Annotated in this window: 23 protein-coding genes and 2 riboswitches; of the genes, 21 read left to right on the top strand and 2 right to left on the bottom strand. The window is 71.8% G+C overall.

From position 1 onward, the window contains the following. Window positions 1–4: 4 nt before the first annotated feature. Complete coding sequence (locus IE191_RS05730; RefSeq protein WP_191323400.1) at window positions 5–1,003, bottom strand: hypothetical protein; 999 nt, start codon at window positions 1,001–1,003, stop codon at window positions 5–7. 151 nt (window positions 1,004–1,154) lie between these two features. Next, window positions 1,155–1,389, top strand: a riboswitch (cobalamin riboswitch). Between the two features lie 207 nt (window positions 1,390–1,596). Here IE191_RS05730 and IE191_RS05725 point away from each other — a divergent pair. The 7 genes from IE191_RS05725 to cobJ all read left to right on the top strand — a co-directional run bounded on the left by IE191_RS05725 (window position 1,597) and on the right by cobJ (window position 10,681). Next, window positions 1,597–2,625, top strand: a complete 1,029-nt coding sequence (locus IE191_RS05725; RefSeq protein WP_229815128.1) for a HoxN/HupN/NixA family nickel/cobalt transporter — start codon at window positions 1,597–1,599, stop codon at window positions 2,623–2,625. Between the two features lie 71 nt (window positions 2,626–2,696). After that, window positions 2,697–2,919, top strand: a riboswitch (cobalamin riboswitch). A gap of 194 nt (window positions 2,920–3,113) precedes the next feature. Then, window positions 3,114–4,151 (top strand): cobalamin biosynthesis protein CobW, encoded by a 1,038-nt coding sequence (cobW, locus tag IE191_RS05720; RefSeq protein ID WP_191323399.1) that lies wholly within the window; start codon window positions 3,114–3,116, stop codon window positions 4,149–4,151. A gap of 12 nt (window positions 4,152–4,163) precedes the next feature. Then, a complete protein-coding gene (gene cobN / locus IE191_RS05715; RefSeq protein WP_191323398.1) occupies window positions 4,164–7,448 on the top strand; it encodes a cobaltochelatase subunit CobN in 3,285 nt (1,094 codons plus the stop codon). Beyond that, entirely contained in the window at window positions 7,445–8,563 is a 1,119-nt protein-coding gene (locus IE191_RS05710; protein ID WP_191323397.1) for a ferredoxin-like domain-containing protein, read from the top strand. Before cobN ends, IE191_RS05710 begins: the two co-directional genes overlap by 4 nt. Further along, window positions 8,563–9,192, top strand: a complete 630-nt coding sequence (locus IE191_RS05705) for a precorrin-8X methylmutase (protein ID WP_191323396.1) — start codon at window positions 8,563–8,565, stop codon at window positions 9,190–9,192. The genes IE191_RS05710 and IE191_RS05705 overlap by 1 nt, the downstream gene beginning before the upstream one ends. Next, complete coding sequence (gene cobI / locus IE191_RS05700; protein ID WP_191323395.1) at window positions 9,189–9,911, top strand: precorrin-2 C(20)-methyltransferase; 723 nt, start codon at window positions 9,189–9,191, stop codon at window positions 9,909–9,911. The genes IE191_RS05705 and cobI overlap by 4 nt, the downstream gene beginning before the upstream one ends. Continuing rightward, a complete protein-coding gene (gene cobJ, locus IE191_RS05695) occupies window positions 9,908–10,681 on the top strand; it encodes a precorrin-3B C(17)-methyltransferase (RefSeq protein ID WP_191323394.1) in 774 nt (257 codons plus the stop codon). Before cobI ends, cobJ begins: the two co-directional genes overlap by 4 nt. On the opposite strand, the gene IE191_RS05690 is transcribed toward cobJ, so the two are convergent. Next, the gene (locus IE191_RS05690) at window positions 10,633–11,406 is read right to left on the bottom strand and encodes a cobalt-precorrin-6A reductase (RefSeq protein WP_191323393.1); all 774 of its coding nucleotides are present in this window, start codon (window positions 11,404–11,406) and stop codon (window positions 10,633–10,635) included. The two genes, cobJ and IE191_RS05690, sit on opposite strands and share 49 nt — an antisense overlap. Here IE191_RS05690 and cbiE point away from each other — a divergent pair. The 14 genes from cbiE to cobU are packed head-to-tail and all read left to right on the top strand — an operon-like array spanning window position 11,405 to window position 23,061. After that, a complete protein-coding gene (gene cbiE / locus IE191_RS05685; protein WP_373299246.1) occupies window positions 11,405–12,622 on the top strand; it encodes a precorrin-6y C5,15-methyltransferase (decarboxylating) subunit CbiE in 1,218 nt (405 codons plus the stop codon). The genes IE191_RS05690 and cbiE overlap by 2 nt on opposite strands. Then, the gene (locus IE191_RS05680; protein ID WP_191323392.1) at window positions 12,619–12,996 is read left to right on the top strand and encodes a cobalamin biosynthesis protein; all 378 of its coding nucleotides are present in this window, start codon (window positions 12,619–12,621) and stop codon (window positions 12,994–12,996) included. The genes cbiE and IE191_RS05680 overlap by 4 nt, the downstream gene beginning before the upstream one ends. Then, window positions 12,993–13,757, top strand: coding sequence for a precorrin-4 C(11)-methyltransferase (cobM, locus tag IE191_RS05675; RefSeq protein ID WP_191323391.1), 765 nt, complete (start codon window positions 12,993–12,995; stop codon window positions 13,755–13,757). Before IE191_RS05680 ends, cobM begins: the two co-directional genes overlap by 4 nt. Then, the gene (locus IE191_RS05670; protein ID WP_191323390.1) at window positions 13,754–15,085 is read left to right on the top strand and encodes a cobyrinic acid a,c-diamide synthase CobB; all 1,332 of its coding nucleotides are present in this window, start codon (window positions 13,754–13,756) and stop codon (window positions 15,083–15,085) included. The genes cobM and IE191_RS05670 overlap by 4 nt, the downstream gene beginning before the upstream one ends. Next, on the top strand, window positions 15,082–15,849 hold the full coding sequence (gene cobF / locus IE191_RS05665; RefSeq protein WP_191323389.1) for a precorrin-6A synthase (deacetylating): 768 nt from the start codon (window positions 15,082–15,084) through the stop codon (window positions 15,847–15,849). The genes IE191_RS05670 and cobF overlap by 4 nt, the downstream gene beginning before the upstream one ends. Beyond that, window positions 15,836–16,444 carry a cob(I)yrinic acid a,c-diamide adenosyltransferase gene (gene cobO, locus IE191_RS05660; RefSeq protein ID WP_191323388.1) on the top strand — a complete coding sequence of 203 codons (609 nt, stop codon included), beginning with the start codon at window positions 15,836–15,838 and terminating at the stop codon, window positions 16,442–16,444. The genes cobF and cobO overlap by 14 nt, the downstream gene beginning before the upstream one ends. A gap of 32 nt (window positions 16,445–16,476) precedes the next feature. Continuing rightward, entirely contained in the window at window positions 16,477–16,884 is a 408-nt protein-coding gene (locus IE191_RS05655) for a DUF1636 domain-containing protein (protein ID WP_191323387.1), read from the top strand. After that, complete coding sequence (cobT, locus tag IE191_RS05650) at window positions 16,881–17,897, top strand: nicotinate-nucleotide--dimethylbenzimidazole phosphoribosyltransferase (RefSeq protein WP_191323386.1); 1,017 nt, start codon at window positions 16,881–16,883, stop codon at window positions 17,895–17,897. The genes IE191_RS05655 and cobT overlap by 4 nt, the downstream gene beginning before the upstream one ends. Further along, window positions 17,894–18,463 carry a histidine phosphatase family protein gene (locus IE191_RS05645; protein WP_191323385.1) on the top strand — a complete coding sequence of 190 codons (570 nt, stop codon included), beginning with the start codon at window positions 17,894–17,896 and terminating at the stop codon, window positions 18,461–18,463. The genes cobT and IE191_RS05645 overlap by 4 nt, the downstream gene beginning before the upstream one ends. Further along, a complete protein-coding gene (cobS, locus tag IE191_RS05640) occupies window positions 18,460–19,182 on the top strand; it encodes an adenosylcobinamide-GDP ribazoletransferase (RefSeq protein WP_191323384.1) in 723 nt (240 codons plus the stop codon). The genes IE191_RS05645 and cobS overlap by 4 nt, the downstream gene beginning before the upstream one ends. After that, on the top strand, window positions 19,179–20,150 hold the full coding sequence (locus IE191_RS05635) for an aminotransferase class I/II-fold pyridoxal phosphate-dependent enzyme (protein ID WP_229815149.1): 972 nt from the start codon (window positions 19,179–19,181) through the stop codon (window positions 20,148–20,150). The genes cobS and IE191_RS05635 overlap by 4 nt, the downstream gene beginning before the upstream one ends. Further along, complete coding sequence (gene cbiB / locus IE191_RS05630) at window positions 20,143–21,096, top strand: adenosylcobinamide-phosphate synthase CbiB (protein WP_191323382.1); 954 nt, start codon at window positions 20,143–20,145, stop codon at window positions 21,094–21,096. The genes IE191_RS05635 and cbiB overlap by 8 nt, the downstream gene beginning before the upstream one ends. Next, entirely contained in the window at window positions 21,084–22,547 is a 1,464-nt protein-coding gene (locus IE191_RS05625; protein ID WP_191323381.1) for a cobyric acid synthase, read from the top strand. Before cbiB ends, IE191_RS05625 begins: the two co-directional genes overlap by 13 nt. Next, window positions 22,540–23,061: a bifunctional adenosylcobinamide kinase/adenosylcobinamide-phosphate guanylyltransferase gene (gene cobU / locus IE191_RS05620; RefSeq protein WP_191323380.1), complete on the top strand. Its 522-nt coding sequence runs from the start codon at window positions 22,540–22,542 to the stop codon at window positions 23,059–23,061. The genes IE191_RS05625 and cobU overlap by 8 nt, the downstream gene beginning before the upstream one ends. Window positions 23,062–23,163 lie beyond the last annotated feature (102 nt).

The following is a 23,163-nucleotide window of genomic DNA, read 5'->3' as shown; positions in this document are numbered from 1 at the left end:
CGTCTCAGGGCTGATTCAGGCGCCAGCGCAGCAGGCGCACGAGCGGTTCGGGGTCGTCCAGCCGGAATGCCACGCGCAGGCACATGCGACGGCGCCAGGCCGGGCCATGGGGCAGCGGCGCGTTGAGGTGGACAACCACATTGGGCCAGGCGAGCAGGGCGGCGTTGAGCGTTGCCGGATCGCGGATTTCCGCGCCGTCCACAGCCATTGTCACGCGCTCGATCCGGTCGATGGGCACGGCCACGTCGATCAGGAAACCGGCGCGGACGCGCAGGCCGTCGGAGTCCAGCAGGATGGGGCGGAACCGGAACGATTTCACCAGCCCGACCAGATAGACCAACCCGAGATCGCTGAGCACGAACATCGCCACGGCGGCCCAGCGGCTCCAGTGCCCGAGGAAGACGTGATAGACAGCCACTTCGATGGCCGAGAGCGCCAGCAGCGTGGCGGCCATCGGCGTGAGATGGCGGTGATAGGCGAAGGCCCGCGCGCCGGGCGGCACATCGGCCGGGCCGCCCCAGCGCAGCAGGGCCATGTGCAGCACCGTGAGTTCCAGCCGGGCAAAGCGCACCAAGGGCAGCGGCAGGAATTGTCCCGCCACGCGCTCCCACCGCGCTACGCCCTGGCTGTCGTGCCAGCCACGCACCGCGCGGCTGGCCGCAAGGGCGAGATGGGCGAGCACGACCAGCCCCATTGCGGCCAGCACGACAGGCGTGGCGCGCAGCACGGCTTGCAGCGGCGGTGGCGCGGCCAGCGTGACGATCGCGCAGGCTCCGGCCAGGCGGGCCACGATCTGTCCGGCGCCGGGCCGACGGCTTTCCGTCGTCGCCACGCAGGCCAACAGCAGGCTGTCGGCGGCAAGCCACAGCAGCAGCGCGAGGGCGAGGACCGGATGGCGCTGCGCCAGGGGCAGGCGTTCGGCAAGCATGGCAAGCCCGATCACCACGAACGGTGCGAAGCGCAGTGCGCCGCGATGGTGGTGCAGACGTGCAGCGAACGTCATGGCCAGAGCCTCCCGCACAGGCGCTGATGCCTGTCGGCCTGGCAGCATAGCCGCTGCTGGCAGGCTGGCAAGGCGCGCGCACTTGCCAAGCCCGTTGCGTGGGCGCGGGTGTCTGGTTATGCCTTGGGGGCCGGGCGGAGGTTTCGCCGGGCAAAGATCGCGCCGGTGCCCGAGAGGGCTCAATCGGGAATGCGGTGCGGGGCCTTGGCCCCAAGGCCGCGGCTGTCCCTGCAACTGTAAGCGGCGAGCGCGATGCATAGCGCTTTCCCCGGCATCGGCGGGGAGGGCAGCCACTGGGCCGGACGCCGAAGCGGGCGAGGCCTGGGAAGGCATGCATCAAGCCCTGACCCGCAAGCCAGGAGACCGGCCGGCGCATGGTCGCTCATGCCTTGGTCCAGGGGATGGCCGTGGCACGGTTCGTTCCGTCAGAGCGACGCCGTTTGGCCGGCGCAGGGCTGCGCGCGGGCGCCCTGTGGCGCGCGCCAAGGCCGGGTGCCGACCGGGTCGCAACCCTGGCCGGAGTCTGTCTTCTGGTGTCTTTTCTCTTCCGTTTCGCCCGTTTGCGGGCGCCTGATGCCGTGCGCGCGTCTTCCTTGCCCAAACCGTCCCTGCGCCGCCGCATTGCCGTGCTGCTGTCTGCGCTGGTCGTCGCCAATGCGCTCGTCTGGCTCTGGGCGCTAGCGCTGTTCCATGCCCAGCCGCTCATGCTGGGCACGGCCGTCCTCGCCTGGGGGCTGGGCCTGCGCCATGCGGTCGATGCCGATCACATCGCCGCGATCGACAATGTCACGCGCAAGCTGATGCAGCAGGGCCAGCGGCCGATTGCCGTGGGCCTGTGGTTTGCCGTGGGCCACGCCACGATCATCGCCATCGCCTCGATCGTGGTGGCGCTGACCGCCACCGCGCTCGCCGGCTTCGACGCCTTTCGCGAGGTGGGCGGGATCATCGCCACCACCGTTTCGGCGCTGTTCCTGTTTGCCATCGCCACCATGAACCTCGTCATCCTGCGCGGGGTGTGGCGCACCTTTGCCCATGTGCGCGCCGGGGGCGCCTATGTAGAGGAGGATCTCGACCTGCTGCTGTCCGGCCGGGGGCTGCTGGCGCGGCTGTTCCGGCCGATGTTCCGCCTGGTCACGCGCGCGTGGCACATGGCGCCGCTGGGTTTCCTGTTCGGGCTGGGGTTCGACACTGCCACCGAAGTGGCGCTGCTCGGCCTTTCCGCCAGCCAGGCCGCCAATGGCCTGGCGCTGGGCACGGTGCTGGTGCTGCCCGCGCTGTTTGCCGCAGGCATGGCGCTGGTCGACACCATCGACGGCGTGGTCATGCTCGGCGCCTATGAGTGGGCTTTCGTCAAGCCGATCCGCAAGCTCTATTACAACATCACGATCACGCTGGTTTCGGCGCTGGTGGCGATCGTGATCGGTGGGATCGAGGCGGCCGCGCTGATCGGCGGCAAGCTGGGCCTGCATGGTGCGCCGTGGCGGCTGGCGGCCGATCTTGCCGGAAATTTCAACAACCTGGGCTTTGCCATCATCGGCCTGTTCGTGGTCTGCTGGCTGGCCAGCGCGGCGATCTATCGCTGGCAGCGGCTCGATGAAATCGACGTGGTGCGCGCGGCTTGATGCCAAGACCGGTTGGCTTGGCCGGGGAACTCGGCTACACCCGGTCGCGAAGCGCAGGCCTCGGCCTTGCGTTTCGCAAAGATCGCGTCGGTGCCCCGAGAGGGGCTTAATCGGGAATACGGTGCGGGGCCTGGCCCCAAATCCGTAGCTGTCCCTGCAACTGTAAGTGGCGAGCGCGATGCACCGATCCCCGTTTCGGCGGGGATGGCCACTGGGTTCCACAGCGAACCTGGGAAGGCGTGCATCAAGCCCTGACCCACGAGCCAGGAGACCTGCCGGCGCACTGGTCGCTCTTGCCTTGATCCAGGGGATGGTCCGGGCACGGTAACACTTCCGTCTGGGCGACGAAGACTTGTGCGGCTGGGGCTGCACGGGTCGCGTTGTGGTGGGCGCCTCGTGCGCCGGCCCGCTGCCGCGCGCCCGGCCGGATCGTGTCCGGTGAAGCCCTGCCGCGTGTCCGTCGCTCGGCGCGCGGAAGGGTTTTGTGCATGCCGGATCTGGCAAAAGTGCCCGTCACTATCGTGACCGGCTTTCTCGGCGCGGGAAAGACCACGCTGATCAGCCACCTCATCCGCCACGCCGGCGGGCGCCGGCTGGCCGTGGTGGTCAACGAATTCGGCACCCTGGGCGTGGATGGCGATATCCTGAAATCCTGTGCCATTCCCGATTGCCCGGCCGACAACATCGTCGAACTGGCCAATGGCTGCATCTGCTGCACCGTGGCCGACGATTTCATTCCCACGGTCGAGCGCCTGCTCGCGCTCGATCCCCGGCCCGATCACATTCTGATCGAAACCTCTGGCCTGGCCTTGCCCAAGCCGCTGCTCAAGGCGTTCGACTGGCCCGCGATCCGCAGCCGCATCACCGTGGATGGCGTGCTGGCGCTGGCCGATGCCGAAGCGGTGGCGGCGGGCCGCTTCGCTCCCGATCTCGCCGCGCTGGAGGCGCAGCGCGCGGCCGATCCGGGCATCGACCATGAAACCCCGCTGGCCGAAGTGTTTGAAGACCAGTTGGCCTGTGCCGACATGGTGCTGCTGACCAAGGGCGACCTGGCCGGCGCGGCGGGGCTGGCGCAGGCGCGCGCGGTGATCGCGCAGACTTCCCCGCGCGCGGTGCCGATCGTCGAACTGGCCGAAGGCGCCGCCGATCCGCGCGTGATCCTGGGGCTGAACGCGGCGGCGGAAGACGACATTGCCGCGCGCCCCTCGCACCACGATGGCGCCGACGATCACGAGCATGACGACTTTGCCAGCACGGTGGTGCCGCTGGGCGAGATTGCCGATCCGGCAGAGCTTGCCGCGCGGATCGAGCGGCTGGCGCGCGAGCATGGCGTGCTGCGGGTGAAAGGCCACGTTGCCGTGGCGGGCAAGCCGATGCGCCTGCTGGTCCAGGCGGTGGGCGCGCGGGTGCGCCACCAGTATGACCGCCCCTGGCGCCCCGGCGAACCGCGCGCCGGGCAGTTGGTGGCGATTGCCGAGCGCGAACGGCTGGAGCCGCAGACGATCCGGGCGGTGCTGGCCGCCTGAGGCCTGCCACCCATGCACGTCCTGTTCCGCGAAAGCCACGGGCTGGAGGAAACGGCGCTGCCCCGCGATCTGGGGCAGGCGCCCGCGCCGCTTGTCGTGCTGTCGTTTTCCGACAGCGACCTGGCCGCCTTTGCCGCCGGGTGGCATCTGGCGCGCGCGGGCGATCCGGCGTTTCCGGCGCTGCGCCTGGCCAACCTGGCCGCCCTGGAGCATCCGCTTTCGGTCGATACTTATGTGGAACAGACGCTCGATGCGGCGGGCGAGGGTGCGCGGGCGATCCTGATCCGCCTGATCGGCGGGGCATCGTGGTGGCGCTATGGCCTGGCCCAGGTGGCGGCGCTGGCGCGGGCGCGGGGCATCGCCTTGGCCGTGCTGCCCGCTGATGGCCGGGCCGACGCGCAGCTCGATGAAGCGTCCACCCTGCCGCCGGCCACGCTCGCCGCGCTGGCGCAGGCCTGCGACGCGGGCGGGCCGCAGGCGGCCTGCGCCGCGCTGGCCATGCTGGCGCGGGCGGGGGGGCTGCCGGTGGCGGAGGATCTGGCCGCAGACATTGTACCGCTACCCATGGCCGGCGCCTGGCATCCACAGGCGGGCGCGGGCGACCCGCTGGCATTGCGGCCCGATCCGGCCCGGCCGCTGGTGGCCGTAGTCTTTTACCGCGCCTATCTGGCGGCGCAGGATTGCGCAGCCATTGCCGCACTGATCGCCGCACTGGAAGCGGCTGGTCTGGCGGCGCACGGGCTTTACGTAACGTCATTGAAAGAACCGCAGTCGCGCCGCGTGGCAGAGGCGGCGTTAAACCACTGGCGCCCCGCCGCGATCATCAATGCCACGGCCTTTTCCGCGCGGGACGATGCCGGGCACACCCCGCTCGATGCCACCGGCGCGCCGGTGTTCCAGGTGGCCCTGGCCACCGCGCCGCGTGAGGGCTGGGCCGCCTCTGCGCGCGGGCTTTCGCCGGCAGACCTTGCCATGCACGTGGTCCTGCCGGAGATCGACGGGCGCATCATGGCCGGCGTCGCCAGTTTCAAGCAGCCCTGCGCGCAGGATGCGGCGCTGGGTTTTGCCCGTCAGGTCCACGCCCCCGATGCCGATCGCATTGCCGCAATCGTCGCGCGGGTGCAGGGCTGGATCGCGCTGGCCCGCCGCCCTGTGGCCAAGCGAACCGTGGCGCTGGTGCTTTCGACCTATCCCGGCAAGGCCGAGGCGATGGCCCATGCCGTTGGCCTCGATGCCCTGGCCTCGACGCAGGCGATCCTGTCCGATCTGGCCGGGGCGGGCTATGCCGTGACGCCGCCCGATGATCTGGCGCGGCGACTGGCGGCCGAAACCCTGGCCTGGCCGCTCACCGCCTACCGCGCCGCCCTGACGCAGTTGCCCACTGCCTTGCAGGATGATCTGGCGCAAGCCTGGGGCGCGCCCGAAAGCGATCCAGCCTGCCGCGATGGCGCGTTCCACTTTGCCGCGCTGCGCTGTGGCCGGGCGCTGGTGGCGCTGCAACCCGAGCGCGGCGAACGGGCGCAGCGCGACGAAGCCTATCACGACCTGTCGCGCTGCCCGCGCCATGGCTATGTCGCGTTCTACCTGTGGCTGCGCGCGCAGAAGACCGATGCGCTGGTCCATGTGGGCGCCCACGGCACGCTGGAATGGCTGCCGGGCAAGGCCGTGGCGCTGTCTGCGGCCTGCTGGCCCGAGGCGCTGACCGGGGCGCTGCCGGTGGTCTATCCGTTCATCGTCAACGATCCGGGAGAAGCCGCGCAGGCCCGGCGGCGGATCGGCGCGGTCACGCTGGGCCATCTGCCGCCGCCGCTGCGCCGCGCGCAAGGCGGCGCCGGGCTACACACGCTGGAGGCCCTGCTCGACGAGTTTTCCGGCGCCGTTGGCCTCGATCCGGCGCGGCGCGACCGGCTGGTCAAGGCAATCCGGGCCGAGGCGCAGGCGCTTGGGCTGGAGGCGGAACTGGGCCTCGATCCCGCAGCCAGCGCAGCCGAGGCGATTGCCCGGATCGATCGCTTTGTCTGCGACGTGAAAGACAGCCAGTATGGCGATGGCCTCCACGTGTTCGGGCGCGGCGCGCAAGGGACGGCGGAGCGCGACGGGCTGCTGGCCGCGCTGGCGGGACAAAGGGTGGCAGCTGGCCCGGCCGGTTCGCCCTGGCGCGGGCGGGCCGACGTGCTGCCCACCGGGCGCAATCTCTATGCCATCGATCCGCGCGCCGTGCCGAGCCGCGCCGCCCATGCGCAAGGGGTGGTGCTGGCGCAGGAACTGGTGCGCCGCCACTTGCAGGATCATGGCGACTATCCCCGCACGCTGGTGGTGGACCTGTGGGGTTCGGCGACGATGCGCACGGCGGGCGAGGACTTTGCCATGGCGTTGCACCTGCTGGGCGCCGCCCCAGTGTGGGACGCGGGCAGCGAGCGGGTGACCGGCGTCGAAATCCTGCCGCTGGCCCGGCTCGACCATCCGCGCCTGGATGTCACGCTGCGGGTTTCGGGCCTGCTGCGCGATGCCTTTCCGATGCTGCCGGTGCTGTTCGGCCAGGCGGTGCGCGCGCTGTGCGGGCGGGACGAGCCGCCCGAATGGAATCCCTTTGCCGGGCAGGCGCCGGCCCCGCGCGTCTATGGGCCGGGGCCGGGCCGCTATGGCGCGGGCATCGGCGCGGCGGCGGAACGCTATGGCGCCGAAAGCCGCCGCGCGGCGGGCGAGGCCTGGCTGGCCGCCTCGTCCCACGCGCTCGACGCCACAACGCCGCAAGACGATGCCGCTGGCCTGCGCGCCCGCGTGGCGGCGGCGCAGGCCTTTGTCCATGCGCAGGATCTGCCCGAGACCGACCTGCTGCTCGGCGCCGACCATGCCACGCACGAAGCCGGCTTTGCCGCCGCGCAGGCAGTTGCCGGTGGGAGCGCGCAGGCCGCGCTCTATCACCTCGACAACCGCGATCCCGCGCGGCCGGTGGCGCGGCCGCTGGGCGAGGAGCTGGCCCGCGTGGTGCGTGCCCGCGCGGCCCATCCCGGCTGGATCGCGGGCATGATGCGCCATGGCTTTCGCGGCGGGGCAGAGCTTTCGGCCATGCTCGATCACCTCGGCGCCTTTGCCCATCTCGCGCCCGGCAGCGTGCCGGCGCATCTTTTCGATCTCTATTACCACGCCACGCTGGGGACAGAGGCGGTGCGCGCGTTCCTGGCGCGGGAAAACCCGGCGGCGCTGGCGGCGATGCAGGCGCGCTTTGCCGCGCTCCATGCCGCCGGGCTGTGGCCCACGCGGCGCAATGCCATTCTGGCGGAGCTGGGCGCATGAGCGGCTTTCGCGTGGCGGGCTGGTGCCCCGATGCCTGGCACCCGATGGCCGCTGGCGATGGCCTGCTGCTGCGGATCAAGCCCCACGCCGCGCGCCTGCCGCGCGATGCCGTGCTGGCCTTGTGTGATCTGGCCGGGCGCCAAGGCAATGGCCTGATCGACGTGTCGCGCCGCGCCAACCTGCAACTGCGCGGGCTGAGCGAAGCGGGCTGGCAGGCTGCGCTGCGCGAACTGCTGGCGCTGGGCCTGGTCTCGGCCGATCCGGCGGTGGAAGCAAGGCGCAACGTGCTGGTCGCGCCCGATTGGCGCGCGGGCGACGATACGCAGCGCATTGCCGACGATCTTGTCGCCCGCAGCGGTGAATGGCCCGAATTGCCCGGCAAGGTGGGCTTCGTGATCGATGCCGGCGCGGCGCCGCTGCTCTTGCGCGAGCCGGGCGATTTCCGGGTGGAGCGCGGCGCTGGCGGCGGCCTGATCCTGCGCGCGGCCGGGCGCGCCACGGGCGTGGCGCTGGCACCGGGCGAGGAAGCGACCGGCCTGATCGCGCTGGCCCGCTGGTTTGCCGAAAGCGGCGGGGCGCAGGCCGGACGCATGGCGCGCCATGACGCGCCGCTGCCCGCCTGGGCGCAGGGCGAGGACCGACCCGCCGCGCCCGCGCCACTGCTGCAACCCGGTCCTTGCGCGCTGGGCATGGCCCATGCCGCGCCGTTCGGACAAGTGGAAGCCCCGGTGCTGGCCGCCGCGCTCGCCGTGCCCGGCGCGCAGGCCCTTCGGCTCACCCCATGGCGCGTGATCGTCGCCGAAGGGGCTGCACCGGGCGCGGTGGCGGGTCTGATCGCCGATCCGGCCGATCCGCTGCTGCGCGTGGAGGCCTGCCCCGGCGCCCCGGCCTGTCCGCAGGCGGGCGTGGCCACGCGCGATCTGGCGCGCGTGCTGGCGCCGCTGGTGGCGGGAACGCTGCACGTTTCGGGCTGTGCCAAGCGCTGCGCCGGCACGCGCGCCACCACCAACACCCTGATCGGGCGGGCCGATGGCCGGTTCGACTGGGCGGGGCCAGGCGCCCCTGCATCCCCTCTCACGCCCCGGGCCGTGCTGGCCCATTGCGAAAGCCGCTGATGCCCTACGTCTATGAAACCGATGGCGCGGCCATCTATCGCCAGTCTTTCGCCACGATCCGGGCAGAGGCCGATCTGGCGCGCTTCACGCCGGATGAAGAACGCGTGGCAGTGCGGATGATCCACGCCGCCGGCATGGTCGAGCTGGCGCCGCACATCCGCTTTTCTGCCGGATTTGCCGAGGCGGCGCGGGATGCGCTGCGGGGCGGCGCGCCGATCCTGTGCGATGCGCGGATGGTGTCGGAAGGGATCACCCGCGCGCGCCTGCCTGCCGCCAACCGCGTGATCTGCACGCTGCACGATGCGCTCGTGCCGGGCCTAGCTGCCGCGCTGGGCACCACCCGCTCGGCCGCCGCGCTGGAATTGTGGCGGCCGCATCTGGCGGGCAGCGTGGTGGCGATCGGCAATGCGCCGACCGCGCTGTTCCATCTGCTGACCATGCTGCAAGACCCGGCCTGCCCGCGCCCGGTGGCGGTGATCGGCTGCCCGGTGGGCTTTGTCGGCGCGGTCGAATCCAAGGATGCGTTGTGGGCCTGGGGGCAGGTGCCCTGCTGCATCGTGGCGGGGCGGCTGGGCGGTAGCGCGATCACCGTGGCGGCGATCAACGCCCTGGCGAGCGACGCCGAATGAGCGGGACGATCCACGGCGTCGGCCTGGGGCCGGGCGCCGCCGACCTGATGAGCGTGCGCGCCGATCGGCTGGTGCGCACCACGCGCCACATCGCCTATTTCCGCAAGGCCGGGCGGCCCGGCCATGCGCGCCGCATCGCGGCCGATCTGCTGCGCCCCGATGCAGTGGAAATCGCCATGGAATATCCCGTCACCACGGAAATTCCGGTCAGCGACCCGCGCTACAACGCCTGCCTGGCGGCGTTCTATGCCGATTGCACGCAGCGCTTGGCCGATCTGGCCCGCGCAGGCGAAGACGTCGTCGTGCTGTGCGAGGGCGACCCGTTCTTCTACGGCTCGTTCATGCACCTGCACAGCCGACTGACAGGGCAAGTGCCGGTGCAGGTCGTGCCCGGCATCACCGGCATGGCCGGCGCCTGGAACGCCACGGGGCTGCCGATCACCTGGGGCGACGATGTCTTGACCGTGGCCATGGCCACACTGCCCGAGGCCGAACTCACCCGCCGCATCCGCGATACCGATGCGCTGGTGGTGATGAAGATCGGGCGCAACCTTGCCAAGCTGCGCCGCGCCGTGGCCGCCGCCGGGCGCACCGCAGAAGCCTGGCTGGTGGAGCACGCCGCCATGCCCACCCAGCGCGTCACCCCGCTGGCCCAGGCCGAGGCGGTCACGCCCTATTTCGCCATCCTGCTGATCCACGGCCAGGGCCGCCGCCCATGACCGGCACGCTCACCATCGCCGGGCTCGGCCCCGGCCACGCGGGACAGGTCACGCCCGAAGTCTCCGCCGCGCTCGCGGTGGCGACCGACGTGCTGGGCTATATCCCCTATGTCGCCCGCGTGGCGCCGCGTGCCGGGCTGAGGCTGCACCCCTCGGACAATCGGGTGGAGCGCGAACGCGCTGCCCATGCGCTCGATCTGGCGGCGCAAGGCGGGCAGGTCGTGCTCGTCTCTTCGGGCGATCCGGGCGTCTTTGCCATGGCGGCGGCGGTGTTCGAAGTGCTGGAACATGGCCCGGCAGACTGGGCGGACGTGCCGGTGCAGGTGCTGCCGGGGATCACCGCGATGCTCGCCGCCGCCGCGCGCGCCGGGGCGCCGCTCGGCCACGATTTCTGCGCGATCAACCTGTCCGACAATCTCAAGCCCTGGCCGCTGATCGAGCGGCGCCTGCGCCTGGCCGCGCAGGCCGATTTCGCCATGGCGTTCTACAACCCCTGCTCGCGCGCGCGGCCCCAGGGTTTTGCCCGCACGCTCGCGGTGCTGCGCGATTGTTGCGAGGCGCAGCGCCTGGTGCTGTTCGCCCGCGCGGTTTCCACGCCGGAGGAGCAATTGCGCATCGTGCCGCTGGCCCAGGCCACACCCGAGATGGCCGACATGCGCACCATGGTGATCGTGGGATCGAGCCAGACCCGGCTGTTCCACCGCCCCAGCGGCCCGGTGCTCTATACCCCGCGCAGCGTTCCTGCGAGCGGTGTGGGGGCTGGCGCATGAGCGATCCAGTCCAGCACGGCTTGCGCATCGTGCACTTCTTGGCGCGGGGGGATGAACGGGCGATCGATCATGATCACCGGCAGGCGCAGCGCGCGCGCGGCGATCAGCTTGGCCTGTGCCGCGCTGCCCCCGGCGTTCTTGCACACCACCAGGTCCACCGCGTGGTCGCGCAGCAGGGCCAGGTCGCCGTCCAGCGTGAACGGCCCACGATCGACCACCAGCGCGTGCCGGGGCAGCGGCGGTGGCGCCTCGGGCGGATCGACGAAGCGCAGCACATAGTGGTGCTGCGGCTGCGCGGCAAAAAGGCTGACATGCTGCCGCCCCAGCGCCAGCAGCACGCGCCGCGCCGGGCCGGCGAGCGCGGCCACCGCGCCATCCAGATCGGCCACATGCTGCCAGCGGTCGCCCGGCCCGGCCTGCCAGGCGGGGCGGGTGAAGGCCAGCAGCGGCACGCCGGTTTCCTGCGTCGCGGCCACGGCATTGGCGCTCATCCGCGCGGCGAACGGGTGCGTTGCATCGACCACATGGGTGATCCCCTCGGCGCGCAGCCAGGCGACCAGGCCCGCCACGCCGCCAAAGCCGCCGATGCGCGTGGGCAGGGGCAGCACGCGCGGCGCCAGAGTGCGCCCGGCATAGCTCAGCGTGGCGCGAATGCCGCGCGCGGCGAGCAGCGGCGCCAGCTCGCGCGCCTCGGTCGTGCCGCCCAGCAGCAGGATGTTCGGCATGGCTGAAGCGGGCATGGCGCAAGCGGCTCCCTGGTTGACGATCCTCGGCATCGGCGAAGATGGCCGCGCCGGCCTCTCGCCCTCCGCACACACGGCGCTGGACCGGGCCGAATTCGTGCTCGGCCCGCCGCGCCATCTTGCGCTGCTCGGCCCGCTTACGGCCAAGGTGCTGGAATGGCCAGTGCCCTTTGCGGCGGGGATCGACCTGCTGCTGACGCTGCGCGGGCGGTCGGTCGTGATGCTGGCCTCGGGCGATCCGTTCTGGTTCGGTGGCGGTTCCAGCGTGATTGCCCGGCTCGATCGGGCCGAGTGGGTGGCGCATCCCGCGCCCTCCACCTTTGGGCTGGCGGCGGCGCGGCTGGGCTGGGCCTTGCAGGATTGCGCCTGCCTGGGCCTTCATGCCGCACCGCTCATGCGCCTGCGCCCGCATCTGGCTCCTGGCCGGCGCATTCTGGTCTTGCTGCGCGATGGCGCCGCCGTGGCCGACCTCGCGGCCTGGCTGGCGGCGCTGGGCTTTGGCGAGACGGACCTGCATGTGCTGGAGGCGCTGGGCGGCCCGCGCGAGCGGGTGCGCGTGGTCCGCGCCGATCACTTTGCGCTGCATGATGTGCAGCATCCGGTTGCCGTGGGCCTGGCCGTTGCCGGCGCGGGCTTTGCCCTGCCGCTCGGCGCCGGGCGGCCCGACATGCTGTTTGCCGCCGATGGGCAGATCACCAAGGCGCCGGTGCGCGCGCTCACCCTTGCCGCGCTGGCGCCGCGCGCGGGTGAGCTGCTGTGGGACATCGGCGCCGGTTCCGGCTCGATCGGCATCGAATGGCTGCTCGCCCATCCGGCCAACCGCGCCGTGGCGGTGGAATGCGATCCGCTGCGCGCCAGCCGCGCGCGGGGCAATGCCCTGGCGCTGGGCGCCGATCGCCTGCGCGTGATCACCGGGCGCGCGCCCGCCTGCCTGCCCGATGCTCCGCTGCCCGATGCGGTGTTCATCGGCGGCGGCCTGTCGGCGGCCCTGCTGCAAGTGCTGTGGCCCCGCCTGCGGCCGGGCACCCGGCTCGTCGCCAACGCCGTCACGCTGGAATCCGAAGCGCTGCTCGCCACCTGGCACGGGCAGGTTGGGGGCAATCTGCTGCGCATCGAATTGGCCGATGCGGTGCCACTCGGCACGCGCACCGGCTGGAAAGCGCGCTACCCGGTCGTGCAGTGGAGCGTGGTGCGATGATCGTCGCCGGTTTCGGATTTCGCGCCGCTGCCGATCAGGCCGCGCTGCGCGCCGCGCTCGCTCTGGCCCAGGCCCAATGCAAGTCCGGGCAGCCGCGCGTCACGCATCTGGCCACGGCGGCAGACAAGGCTCCGGCGCTCGCTCCGCTGGCGCAGGCGCTCGGCCTGCCCCTGCTGGCCATCGCCGCGCCGGCGCTGGCGGGCTGTGCCACGCCCACCCGGTCCCCCGCCAGCCTGCGCGCGCGCGGCACCGGCAGCCTGGCCGAAGCGGCGGCACTGGCCGGGGCGGGCCCTGGCGCGCGTCTGCTCGCGCCGCGCTGTGTTTCCCCCGATCGCACGGCCACATGTGCGCTTGCCACAGGAATTGAACGATGACGGTCCATTTCATCGGTGCCGGCCCCGGCGCGGCCGATCTGATCACGCTGCGCGGGCGCGATCGCATCGCGCAAAGCCCGGTGTGCCTCTATGCCGGATCGCTGGTGCCGCCCGCGCTGCTTGACCATTGCCCGCCCGGCGCGCGGATCGTCAACACCGCGCCGCTCGCGCTGGACGCGATCGTGGCCGAGATGGCCCAGGCCCACGCCGCCGGGCAGGATGTGGCGCGGCTGCATTCGGGCGACCTGTCGATCTGGTCGGCCATGGGCGAGCAGGTGCGCGCGCTGAGGGCGCTGGACATTCCCTTTACCATCACTCCCGGCGTGCCCGCCTTCGCCGCTGCCGCCGCCGCGCTGGAGGCGGAACTGACTCTGCCCGAGCTGGGCCAGTCGCTGGTGTTGATGCGCACGCCGGGCCGCGCCAGCGCGATGCCCCCGCGCGAGAACCTGGCCGCCTTTGCCCGCACCGGGGCGACGCTGGCCATTCACCTTTCGATCCATAACCTGGCCAGCGTGGTGGCCGATCTGCTGCCGGACTATGGCGCCGATTGCCCGGTGGCGGTGGTCTGGCGCGCCTCCTGGCCCGATCAGCGCGTGGTCCGCGCCACGCTGGAGACGGTGGCGGCGGCGGTGGACGGCACAATGGAGCGCACCGCGCTGATCCTGGTCGGCCGCGTGCTGGGGGCCGCCGATTTTGCCGCCAGCCGGCTCTATGCCGCCGATTACGAACGCCGTTTCCGCCCGCAAGGCGCCACGGCATGACGGTGCCCGGCCTGATGATTGCCGCGCCCAGTTCGGGCGCGGGCAAGACCACGCTGACACTCGGCCTGCTGCGCGCCCTGGCGCAGGACGGGCTGGCGGTGCAGCCGTTCAAGAACGGCCCGGACTATATCGATCCGGCGTTTCACCGCGCCGCCACGGGCCGCGCTTCGTTCAATCTCGATAGCTGGGCGATGACGGGCGGGCTGGTAGACAGCCTTGCGGCGCAGGCGGCGGGGGCCGATCTGGCCTTGGCCGAAGCCTCGATGGGCCTGTTCGACGGCGTTGCCGGCGCGGGCGCGCTGGGGCATGGCGCCAGTGCCGATGTGGCGCGGCGGCTGGGCTGGCCGGTGGTGCTGGTGCTCGATGCCTCGGGCCAGGCGCAATCGGCGGCGGCCACCGCGCTGGGCTTTGCCCGGATCGATCCGCAGGTGCGCGTGGCCGGGGTGGTTTTCAACAAGGTGGCCAGCGCGCGCCATGAACGGCTGCTGCGCGACGGGATGGCCAGGGTCGGCCTGCCGGTGCTGGGCGCGCTGCCGCGCCGGGCCGATCTCGCCTTGCCCGAGCGGCACCTGGGGCTGGTGCAGGCGCTGGAGCATCCCGACCTGGCTGGCGCGCTCGATCGCCTGGCGGATTTTGTGCGCGGGCATGTCGATCTTGCCGCGCTGGTGGCGCTGGCCGAGGCCGTGCCCATGGCCAATGGCCGCGCCGCTGCGCCGCCCGCGCTGCCGCCGCCCCCGGCGCAGCGGTTGGCGGTGGCGCACGATGCGGCGTTCTCGTTCCTCTATCCGCATCTGTTGCAGGGCTGGCAGGCGGCGGGCGCGCAGATCCTGCCGTTTTCGCCGCTGGCCGACGAAGCCCCGGCAGGCGAGGCCGACATGGTCTGGCTGCCGGGCGGCTATCCCGAACTGCACGCCGGGCGGATCGCGGCGGCCACGCGCTTTCTCGCCGGCTTGCGCCACCATGCGCAGACCCGCCCGGTGCACGGCGAATGCGGCGGCTACATGGTGCTGGGGCAGGGGCTGGTGGACAAGGCGGGCGCGCGCCATGCCATGGCCGGGCTGCTCGGGCTGGAAACCAGCCATGCCCAGCGGCGGCTGCACCTGGGCTATCGCGCGGCGCGGTTGCTGGCGCCGGTGGGCGCGCTGGCGGCGAGCACGGCGCTGCGCGGGCACGAGTTCCACTATTGCACGATCCTGGCGCAAGACGATGCGCCGCTGGCCGAGGTGAGCGATGCCACGGGCGCGGCGGTGGCCGAAACCGGATCGCGGCGCGGGCGGGTGACCGGCTCGTTCTTCCACCTGATCGCCGGATCGGGAGACGTGGCATGATCCACCTCGACCTGATCGGCATCGGCACCGGCAATCCCGACCATCTCACCCTGGCGGCAGTGCGGGCGATGAACGCGGCCGACGTTATCCTGCTGCCCGACAAGGGCGCGGACAAGGCCGGGCTGATCGACCTGCGCCGCGCGATCTGCGCGCAAGTGCTGACGCGGCCGGTGGCCATCGTGGAATTCGCCATGCCGCTGCGCGATGGTGCGGGCGACTATGCGCAAGCCGTGCATTCCTGGCACGATGCGATCGCGCGCGTCTGGCAGGCCGCGCTGGAACGGGCGCTGCCGCATGGCGGGCGCGCGGCCCTGCTCGTGTGGGGCGATCCCGCGCTCTATGACAGCAGCCTGCGGATCGCGGAACGGCTGATGGCGCAGGGGCTGGCGCTGCATGTGCAGGTCGTGCCCGGCATCACTAGCCTTCAGGTGCTGACCGCCGCTCACGCCATTCCGCTTAATCCGCTGGCCGGGCCGGTGACGATCACCACCGGGCGCCTGTTGCGCCAGCATGGCTGGCCCGCCGGGGCGCAGCATGTGGCGGTGATGCTCGATGCCGGCGGCGCGTTCCAGGCGCTCGATCCGGCGGGCCTGACCATCTGGTGGGGCGCCTATCTGGGCATGGAGCAGCAAGCGCTGGAGCACGGCAGCCTGGCCCAGGCCGGCCCATGCATTCTCGCCCGCCGCGCCGCGCTGCGCGCGCAGCATGGCTGGATCATGGATATCTATCTGCTGAAAAAGGAAACGGCCGATGCAAGCGGTTGATGAAGAGGCGCGCCATGCGGACAAGATGCGCAAGAAGCAGGCCGCGCGCGACAAGATCATGGCCAGCAAGACGCAGGAAAAAGGCCTACTGATCGTCCATACCGGCAAGGGCAAGGGCAAGACCAGCGCGGCCATGGGCATGGTCGTGCGCGCCATCGGCCACGGCATGCGCGTGGGCGTAGTGCAGTTCGTGAAAGGCGCGATGACCACCGGCGAAAAGACCGTGTTCGATGCCTTTCCCGACCATGTCGAATTCAAGCCGATGGGCGAGGGCTTTACCTGGAACACGCAGGATCGCGCCCGCGACGTGGCCACGGCCCGCGCCGCGTGGGATGAGGTGACGCGCATGATCGCCGATCCGGCCTATGCCATGGTCTTGGCCGACGAGCTGAACATCGTGCTGCGCTACGAGTATCTGCCGCTCGACGAAGTGCTGGCCGTGCTGACCGCGCGGCCGGAAGGCAAGCATGTGATCGTCACCGGCCGCAACGCGCCCGATGCGCTGATCGAGGCGGCCGATCTCGTCACCGAAATGGCCCAGGTCAAGCATCCTTTCCGCTCTGGCGTGAAAGCCCAGGCCGGCATCGAATTCTGACACTTTCCTTTTGCACGACAAGGATTTTCACCATGCTCACCCCCGTTGACGATGGCCCCGCCGTGGTTGCCTGCACCACCTGCCGCCTGAGTGCCGACCTGCGCGAGGACGAAGCCGGCCAGCGCGGTGGCGCGCGCCTGGCAGAGGCGCTGCGCAGCGTGCAGCAGGGCGATGCGCGCTATGCCGGGATCGCCGTGCAGGAAATGGCCTGCCTGTTTGCCTGCAAGGACCACTGCACCGTGCACCTGCGCGCGCCGGGCAAGGTCGGCTATGTGCTGGGGCGTTTCGCACCGGACGCCGAAGCGGCCAAGGCCATTCTCGATTATGCCGCCGCCTATGCGCAGAGCGAGCATGGCCGCGTCCCGTTCAAGGACTGGCCGCAAGGGGTGAAAGGCCATTTCATCAGCCGCACGCCGCCGGCCGGGTTCGTCGCGGCATGAGCGTGTTTGCGTCTCCCGCCGCCTTTGCTGCGGCGCTTGCCGATCTGCCCGCGCCCGATGGCGATGCACTGACCGCCGCTCGCGCGCACCAGGATGAGCTGACCAAGCCGCGTGGCTCGCTGGGCCGGCTGGAAGACATCGCGGTGTTCATGGCCGGATGGCAGGGCCGTGCCTGTCCGGCGATTGCCAAGGGGCGCACCGCGATCTTTGCCGGCAACCATGGCTTTACCGTTCACGGTGTCAGCGCCTTTCCCACCAGTGTGACGGCCGCCATGGTGGCCAACTTTGCCGCCGGGGGCGCGGCGATCAATGCGCTGGCCGGGGCGGCCGGGCTGGACCTGGTGGTCGTCCCGCTCGATCTTGACCAGCCCACTGCCGATTTCACGCAATCCCCCGCGATGAGCGAGGCGGAATGCCTGGCCGCGCTCAATGCCGGGGCGGCGGTGGTGACGCCCGATCTCGATATCCTGACGCTGGGCGAAATGGGCATCGGCAACACAACGGCGGCTGCCGCGCTTTGCGCCCAGAGCCTGGGTGGCAGCGCGGCGGAATGGGTCGGGCCGGGCACCGGGCTGGACCCGGCCGGTGTGGCGCGCAAGACCGCTGTGGTGGATCAGGCGCTGGCCCGCCATGGCCAGGGCGCGCCCACGCCGTTTGAAACGCTGCGCCGGCTGGGCGGGCGCGAGATTGTCGCCATGGCCGGTGCCGTGCTGCGGGCGCGGCAGTTGCGCGTTCCGGTGGTGCTCGATGGCTTCATCGGCTGCGCGGCCGTGGCGCCGCTGGCGGTGGCCGTGCCCGGCATCCTCGATCACTGCCTCGCCGGGCATTGCTCGGCCGAGCCGGGGCATGTGCGGCTGCTGGCGCGGCTGGGGCTGGAGCCGCTGCTGAACTTGCGCCTGCGGCTGGGCGAAGGCAGCGGCGCGGCGCTGGCTGTGGGGGTGATCCGCGCGGCGCTGGCCACCCATGCGCAGATGGCGACGTTTGCGCAAGCGGGCGTGGCGGCCGGGCTGTGACACCCTTCATGCTGCACTTGTTACGCCATGGCGCGCCGGCAAAGCCCGGCCTGCTGCTGGGCCACGCCGACATGGCGCCGACGCCCGAAGGGCTGGCGGCCTGCACCGCGCGTGCGCAGGGGCTGGACGTGGCCGCGATCGTGGCCTCTGACCTGCGCCGCTGTGCCGAGGCGGCGCAGGCCATCGCCAGCCCACGCGCCCTGCCGGTGCAGCTTGACCGGCGCTGGCGTGAGCTGGATTTCGGCGCGTGGGACGGGCTCGATCCGGCGCACGTGAGCAGCGCGGCGCTGACCGCGTTCTGGGTCGATCCCGATGCCCATGCCCCGCCGGGCGGGGAGCGCTGGTCGGCGCTGCACGCGCGGGTAGGGGCGGCGCTGGCTGAGCTGCCCGGAAGCGATGTTCTCGTCGTGACTCATGGCGGGGCGATGCGTGCGGCGCTGGCGGTGCTCTGCGGCTTTGCGCGGGAACAGGCCTGGGCGTTCGACCTGCCCTATGCCGCGCTGCTGTCGTTGCGGGTCTGGCCCGGGGCGCGGCCGACCGCGCAGGTCGTGGGGTTGGCCACGTGAAGGGGTTCGTGCTGGCCACGCAGTTCCTCACCCGCCTGCCCACGCCGCGCGTGGCAGCCACGGCGCACGACTTTGCCGCCTCGATCCGCTGGTTTCCTGCGGTGGGCCTGATCGTGGGCATGGGGGTGGCGGGTGCCGCCTGGGCCGGGGCCTGGCTCGACGCCTGGTGCGGCGCGCAGGCGGGCCTTGTCGCCTGGGTGGCGATCACCGGGGCGCTGCATCTCGATGGCCTCGCTGACCTGGCCGATGCCAGCGGCGCGGCGCACCGGGATCGCGCGCGGCTGCTGGCAGTGCTCGCCGATCCGCACCTTGGCAGCTTTGGCGCGGTGGCGCTGGCGGTGCAGGTGCTGGCCAAGCTGGTGCTGCTGCATGCGCTGGTGGCGCAAGGCGCGCTGGCCGGCGTGGTGCTGGTGCCCTTTGTCGCGCGCATCGGGCCGCTGGCCTGGGCGCGCTGGATCGCGCCGCTTCATGCCGGGCTGGGCGCGCGCTTTGCCGGGGTGGTGCGCGGGCGCGACCTGGCGCTCTGGGCCGTGGCGCTGGCTGTTGCAGCGCTGCGCTGTCCCGCGCTGCTGCTCGCCGTTCCGGGGATCGCGCTGTGGGGCGGGTGGATCGTGACTCGCATAGGCGGCATTTCCGGCGATGGCCATGGCGCGGGGATCGAATGGAACGAAACCGTTCTGTTGCTGGGCCTCTGCGTGGAGGCGCGGTTGTGGAGCTGAACCGGTTCACCTGGCACGGCGGTGGGCTGGCGGCGGCGCGCGCGCAATTTGGAGAGGGGCCGTGGCTCGATCTGTCCACCGGGATCAACCCCTGTCCCTGGCCTCATGCGCCCGCACTGCCGGTCGATTGGCAGGCCTTGCCCGATGAAGCCGCGCTGCGCGATCTGGAACGTGCGGCGGCGGCGCATTTCGGCTGCGCGGCAGAGCAGGTCTGCGCCGTGCCCGGCACCGAGATCGGCTTGCGCCTGGTGGGCGCTCTGCTGGAGGGTAGGGGCTTTCACGCGGCGCCCGCCTATCGCACCCATGGCGACATGCTGCGCGGCAGCGTGGCGGTGAACGATCTGCTGGCCGCGCCCGCCGGAAATCTGGTGCTGGCCAATCCCAACAACCCCGATGGACGCCTTCTGAGCCCCGCCATGCTGCAAGCCATGCTGCACCAGCGCGGCGATGGCGGCTGGCTGCTGCTCGACGAAGCCTTTGCCGATACGCACCCCGCGCAGAGCCTGGCCGGGCTGGTGAGCGACGAGGCGCGGCTGGTGGTGTTCCGTTCGTTCGGCAAGTTCTTTGGGCTGGCGGGCCTGCGCCTGGGCTTCGTGATCGGGCCGCGCGCGCTACTGGCGCGGGTGCGGGCGCGGCTCGGGGCCTGGCCTGTCTGCGCGGCGGCGCTGGCGGTGGGCACGGCGGCCTATCGCGACGGAGCGTGGATCGCGCAGGCGCGCGCCACGCTGGCGGCGCAGGCAGCCACGCTCGATGCCGCGCTCATGGCCAAGGGCTATGCCGTGCAAGGGGCCTGTCCGCTGTTCCGCCTGCTGCATGGGGTGGATGGCGCCGCGCTGTTCGAGCGGCTCGCGCGCCGCCATATCCTGACGCGGCCCTTTGCCGAACAGCCGGGCTGGCTGCGGCTGGGCCTGCCGGCCGACGCGGCGGCGCTCGCCCGGCTGATTGCGGCGCTGCCCGACCGTGGCTGAGGCGGCCGTGCTGGGGGCGCTGGTGCTCGACCTGGCGCTGGGCTGGCCGGGCTGGCTCTATGCCCGCATCGGCCATCCGGTCGGCGGGTTTGCCCGCGTGATCGGCGCCTGTGCGCGCGCCTGGAACCGCGCCGGCTGGAGCGCGGCGCGGCGGCGCCTGCTCGGCGTGGCGACAGTGCTGGTGCTGCTGGTCCTGGCGATCGGCGGGGGCTGGGCCGTGCAGTCGCTGGCTTTGCGGATGGCTGGGCCATGGGCCTGGACCGTGCTGGGGCTGTTGGCCTGGCCGGGGCTGGCACTGCGCAGCCTGTACGATCATGTGCAGCCGGTGGGTCAGGCCCTGGCGCGGGGCGATCTGGCGGCGGCGCGGCGGGCGGTAGGCATGATCGTGGGGCGCGATACCGCCACGCTCGATTCCGCTGGGGTGGCCCGTGCCGCGATCGAAAGCCTGGCGGAAAGCTTTTGCGACGGCGTGGCCGCGCCGCTGTTCTGGCTGGTCATGGGCGGGCTGCCGGGCCTCTGGGCCTACAAGGCGATCAACACCGCCGACAGCCTGATCGGCCATCGCGAGGCGCCGTGGGGGCCGTTCGGCTGGGCGGCGGCGCGGCTCGACGATGGCTTGAACCTCATCCCGGCGCGGCTGGGCGGCGTGGTGCTGTGCCTGGCGGGCGGGGTTGGCTGGGCCGTGCTGTGGCGCGATCACGCGCGCCATGCTTCGCCCAATGCGGGGTGGACCGAGGCGGCCATGGCCGGGGCGCTGGGCCTGCGGTTGGCCGGGCCGGTGGCCTACGACGGCGTGGTTCACGCCAAGGCCTGGATCGGCGATGGCCGCGCCGATGCGAACGCGCAGGATGTGGCGCGCGCGCTGCGGCTCTATCGCCGGGCCTGCGCGCTGCTGATCGCGCTGGTCATTGCGTTTGCGTGGAAGGGAGCAGCATGGGCGCGTTGATGGTGCAGGGCACCGGATCGGATGTGGGCAAGTCGGTGCTGGTGGCGGGCATCTGTCGCGCGCTGGCCAACCGGGGGCTCAAGGTTCTGCCGTTCAAGCCGCAGAACATGTCGAACAATGCCGCCGTCACCGTGGACGGCGGGGAGATCGGCCGGGCGCAGGCGCTCCAGGCCATGGCCTGCCGCGTGGCACCGCACACCGACATGAACCCCGTGCTGCTCAAGCCGCAGGCCGATCACACCTCGCAACTGGTGGTCCATGGCCGGGTGCGCGGCACGCTGGGCAGCGGCAATTTCCGCGAGGGGCGCGGCGCGCTGCTGGGCGATGTGCTGGAGAGTTGGCAGCGGCTGCGCGCCCGCGCCGATGTGGTCGTGGTCGAAGGCGCCGGCTCGCCCGCCGAAATCAACCTGCGCGCGGGCGACATTGCCAACATGGGCTTTGCCCGGGCCGCCGGGGTGCCGGTGATCCTGGCCGGAGACATCGACCGGGGCGGGGTGATCGCCGCGCTGGTCGGCACCCGCGCGGTGCTCGATCCCGAGGATGCGGCGATGATCCGCGGCTTCGTGATCAACAAGTTTCGCGGCGATCCGGCGCTGTTTGCCGATGGCTATCGCCAGATCGAGGCGCTGGCCGGCTGGCGCGGGTTTGGCGTGGTGCCCTGGCTGGCGGCCAGCGCGCGGCTGCCGAGCGAGGATGCCGTGGTGCTGGAACGGGCGGTGCCAGCGGGCGCGGGCGCGCTGCGCGTGGCCTGCCCGATCCTGCCGCGCATTGCCAATTTCGACGATCTCGATCCGTTGAAGGCGGAACCCGGCGTGGATCTGGTCATGGTGCCGCCCGGCCAGCCGATCCCCGGCGATTGCGCGCTGATCGTGCTGCCCGGATCGAAAGCGACCTTGGCGGACATGGCCGCCCTGCGCGCGCAAGGCTGGGATATCGACATTCTCGCTCACCATCGCCGGGGCGGGCGCATCCTGGGCATTTGCGGCGGCTATCAGATGCTGGGCAGGACCATTGCCGATCCGTTGGGCATCGAAGGCCCGCCGGGCGAGATCGCCGGGCTGGGCCTGCTCGACGTTTCCACCATGCTCACGGCGAGCAAGGCGCTGCGCCGGGTCAGCGGGCAGGCGCTGGGGCAGGCGTTCACCGGCTTCGAGATGCACATGGGGCAGACATCCGGCGCGGACTGCGCGCGGCCCTTCGCCCTGCTCGACGGCACGCGCGCGGATGGCGCGATCAGCGGCGATGGCCGGGTGATCGGCAGCTATGTCCACGGTGGGCTGAGCGAGCCGGGATTGCGCGGCGCCTTGCTGGCGTGGACCGGCGGGGTATCCGACGGGGCGGACCATGGCGCGGTGGTCGATGCCGCGCTCGACGAGATTGCCGCCGAACTGGAGCGGCATCTCGATCTTGACGGCCTGCTCGCCGTGGCGGCGAAGGCGCGCGATGCCTAGCCTCTTCGTGCCCAATCTTTTCGTGATTGGCGGCGCGCGCTCGGGCAAGAGCCGCCATGCCCAGATGCGGGCCGAACAGACCGGGCTGGCCCCGGTCTATGTCGCCACGGCCCAGGCCTTCGACGGCGAGATGGCCGACCGTATCGCCCGCCACCAGGCCGACCGCGACGCGCGCTGGCGTACGGTGGAGGCGCCGATCGACCTGGCTGGGGCGATTGCCCGCGAAGCGGCGCCGGGCCGTGTCCTGCTGGTCGATTGCCTGACGCTGTGGCTGACCAACCTGCTGCTGGCCGAACACGACATCGCCGCTGCGCTCACCGCGCTGGAACGGGCCGTGGCCGGGGCGGCGGGGCCGGTGATCGTGGTCAGCAACGAAGTGGGCCAGGGCATCGTGCCCGACAACGCCCTGGCCCGCCGCTTTCGCGACGAGGCGGGCTGGGCCAACCAGCGCCTGGCGGCCTGTTGCGACGAGGTCGAGCTGGTCTGCGCGGGGCTGGCTTTGCGGTTGAAGTAGGAGTTCGGGGCGTTGTGTTGTGGCGCGCACCACCCCCCGACCCCCTCCTCTGAAGAGGAGGGGGAGTGAGACGCAAAAGCCCCCTCCTCTTCAGAGGAGGGG

This window comes from Novosphingobium pokkalii, assembly GCF_014652855.1.
Classification (GTDB): Bacteria; Pseudomonadota; Alphaproteobacteria; order Sphingomonadales; family Sphingomonadaceae; genus Novosphingobium; species Novosphingobium pokkalii.
Note: the sequence above shows the minus strand (reverse complement) of the source record. Positions and strands in the feature narration are given on the sequence as shown.

Bases quoted from the DNA above. Each gene is read 5' to 3' on its own strand.
- cobW (WP_191323399.1), top strand. From the start codon at position 3,114: ATGCCGGATCTGGCAAAAGTGCCCGTCACTATCGTGACCGGCTTTCTC.
- cobT (WP_191323386.1), top strand. From the start codon at position 16,881: ATGAGCGTGTTTGCGTCTCCCGCCGCCTTTGCTGCGGCGCTTGCCGAT.
- IE191_RS05655 (WP_191323387.1), top strand. From the start codon at position 16,477: ATGCTCACCCCCGTTGACGATGGCCCCGCCGTGGTTGCCTGCACCACC.
- cobM (WP_191323391.1), top strand. From the start codon at position 12,993: ATGACGGTCCATTTCATCGGTGCCGGCCCCGGCGCGGCCGATCTGATC.
- IE191_RS05625 (WP_191323381.1), top strand. From the start codon at position 21,084: ATGGGCGCGTTGATGGTGCAGGGCACCGGATCGGATGTGGGCAAGTCG.
- IE191_RS05680 (WP_191323392.1), top strand. From the start codon at position 12,619: ATGATCGTCGCCGGTTTCGGATTTCGCGCCGCTGCCGATCAGGCCGCG.
- IE191_RS05690 (WP_191323393.1), bottom strand. From the start codon at position 11,406: ATGCCGAACATCCTGCTGCTGGGCGGCACGACCGAGGCGCGCGAGCTG.
- cobI (WP_191323395.1), top strand. From the start codon at position 9,189: ATGAGCGGGACGATCCACGGCGTCGGCCTGGGGCCGGGCGCCGCCGAC.
- cobN (WP_191323398.1), top strand. From the start codon at position 4,164: ATGCACGTCCTGTTCCGCGAAAGCCACGGGCTGGAGGAAACGGCGCTG.
- IE191_RS05730 (WP_191323400.1), bottom strand. From the start codon at position 1,003: ATGACGTTCGCTGCACGTCTGCACCACCATCGCGGCGCACTGCGCTTC.
- cobJ (WP_191323394.1), top strand. From the start codon at position 9,908: ATGACCGGCACGCTCACCATCGCCGGGCTCGGCCCCGGCCACGCGGGA.
- cobF (WP_191323389.1), top strand. From the start codon at position 15,082: ATGATCCACCTCGACCTGATCGGCATCGGCACCGGCAATCCCGACCAT.
- cbiE (WP_373299246.1), top strand. From the start codon at position 11,405: ATGGCTGAAGCGGGCATGGCGCAAGCGGCTCCCTGGTTGACGATCCTC.
- cobO (WP_191323388.1), top strand. From the start codon at position 15,836: ATGCAAGCGGTTGATGAAGAGGCGCGCCATGCGGACAAGATGCGCAAG.
- IE191_RS05710 (WP_191323397.1), top strand. From the start codon at position 7,445: ATGAGCGGCTTTCGCGTGGCGGGCTGGTGCCCCGATGCCTGGCACCCG.
- IE191_RS05670 (WP_191323390.1), top strand. From the start codon at position 13,754: ATGACGGTGCCCGGCCTGATGATTGCCGCGCCCAGTTCGGGCGCGGGC.
- cobU (WP_191323380.1), top strand. From the start codon at position 22,540: ATGCCTAGCCTCTTCGTGCCCAATCTTTTCGTGATTGGCGGCGCGCGC.
- IE191_RS05705 (WP_191323396.1), top strand. From the start codon at position 8,563: ATGCCCTACGTCTATGAAACCGATGGCGCGGCCATCTATCGCCAGTCT.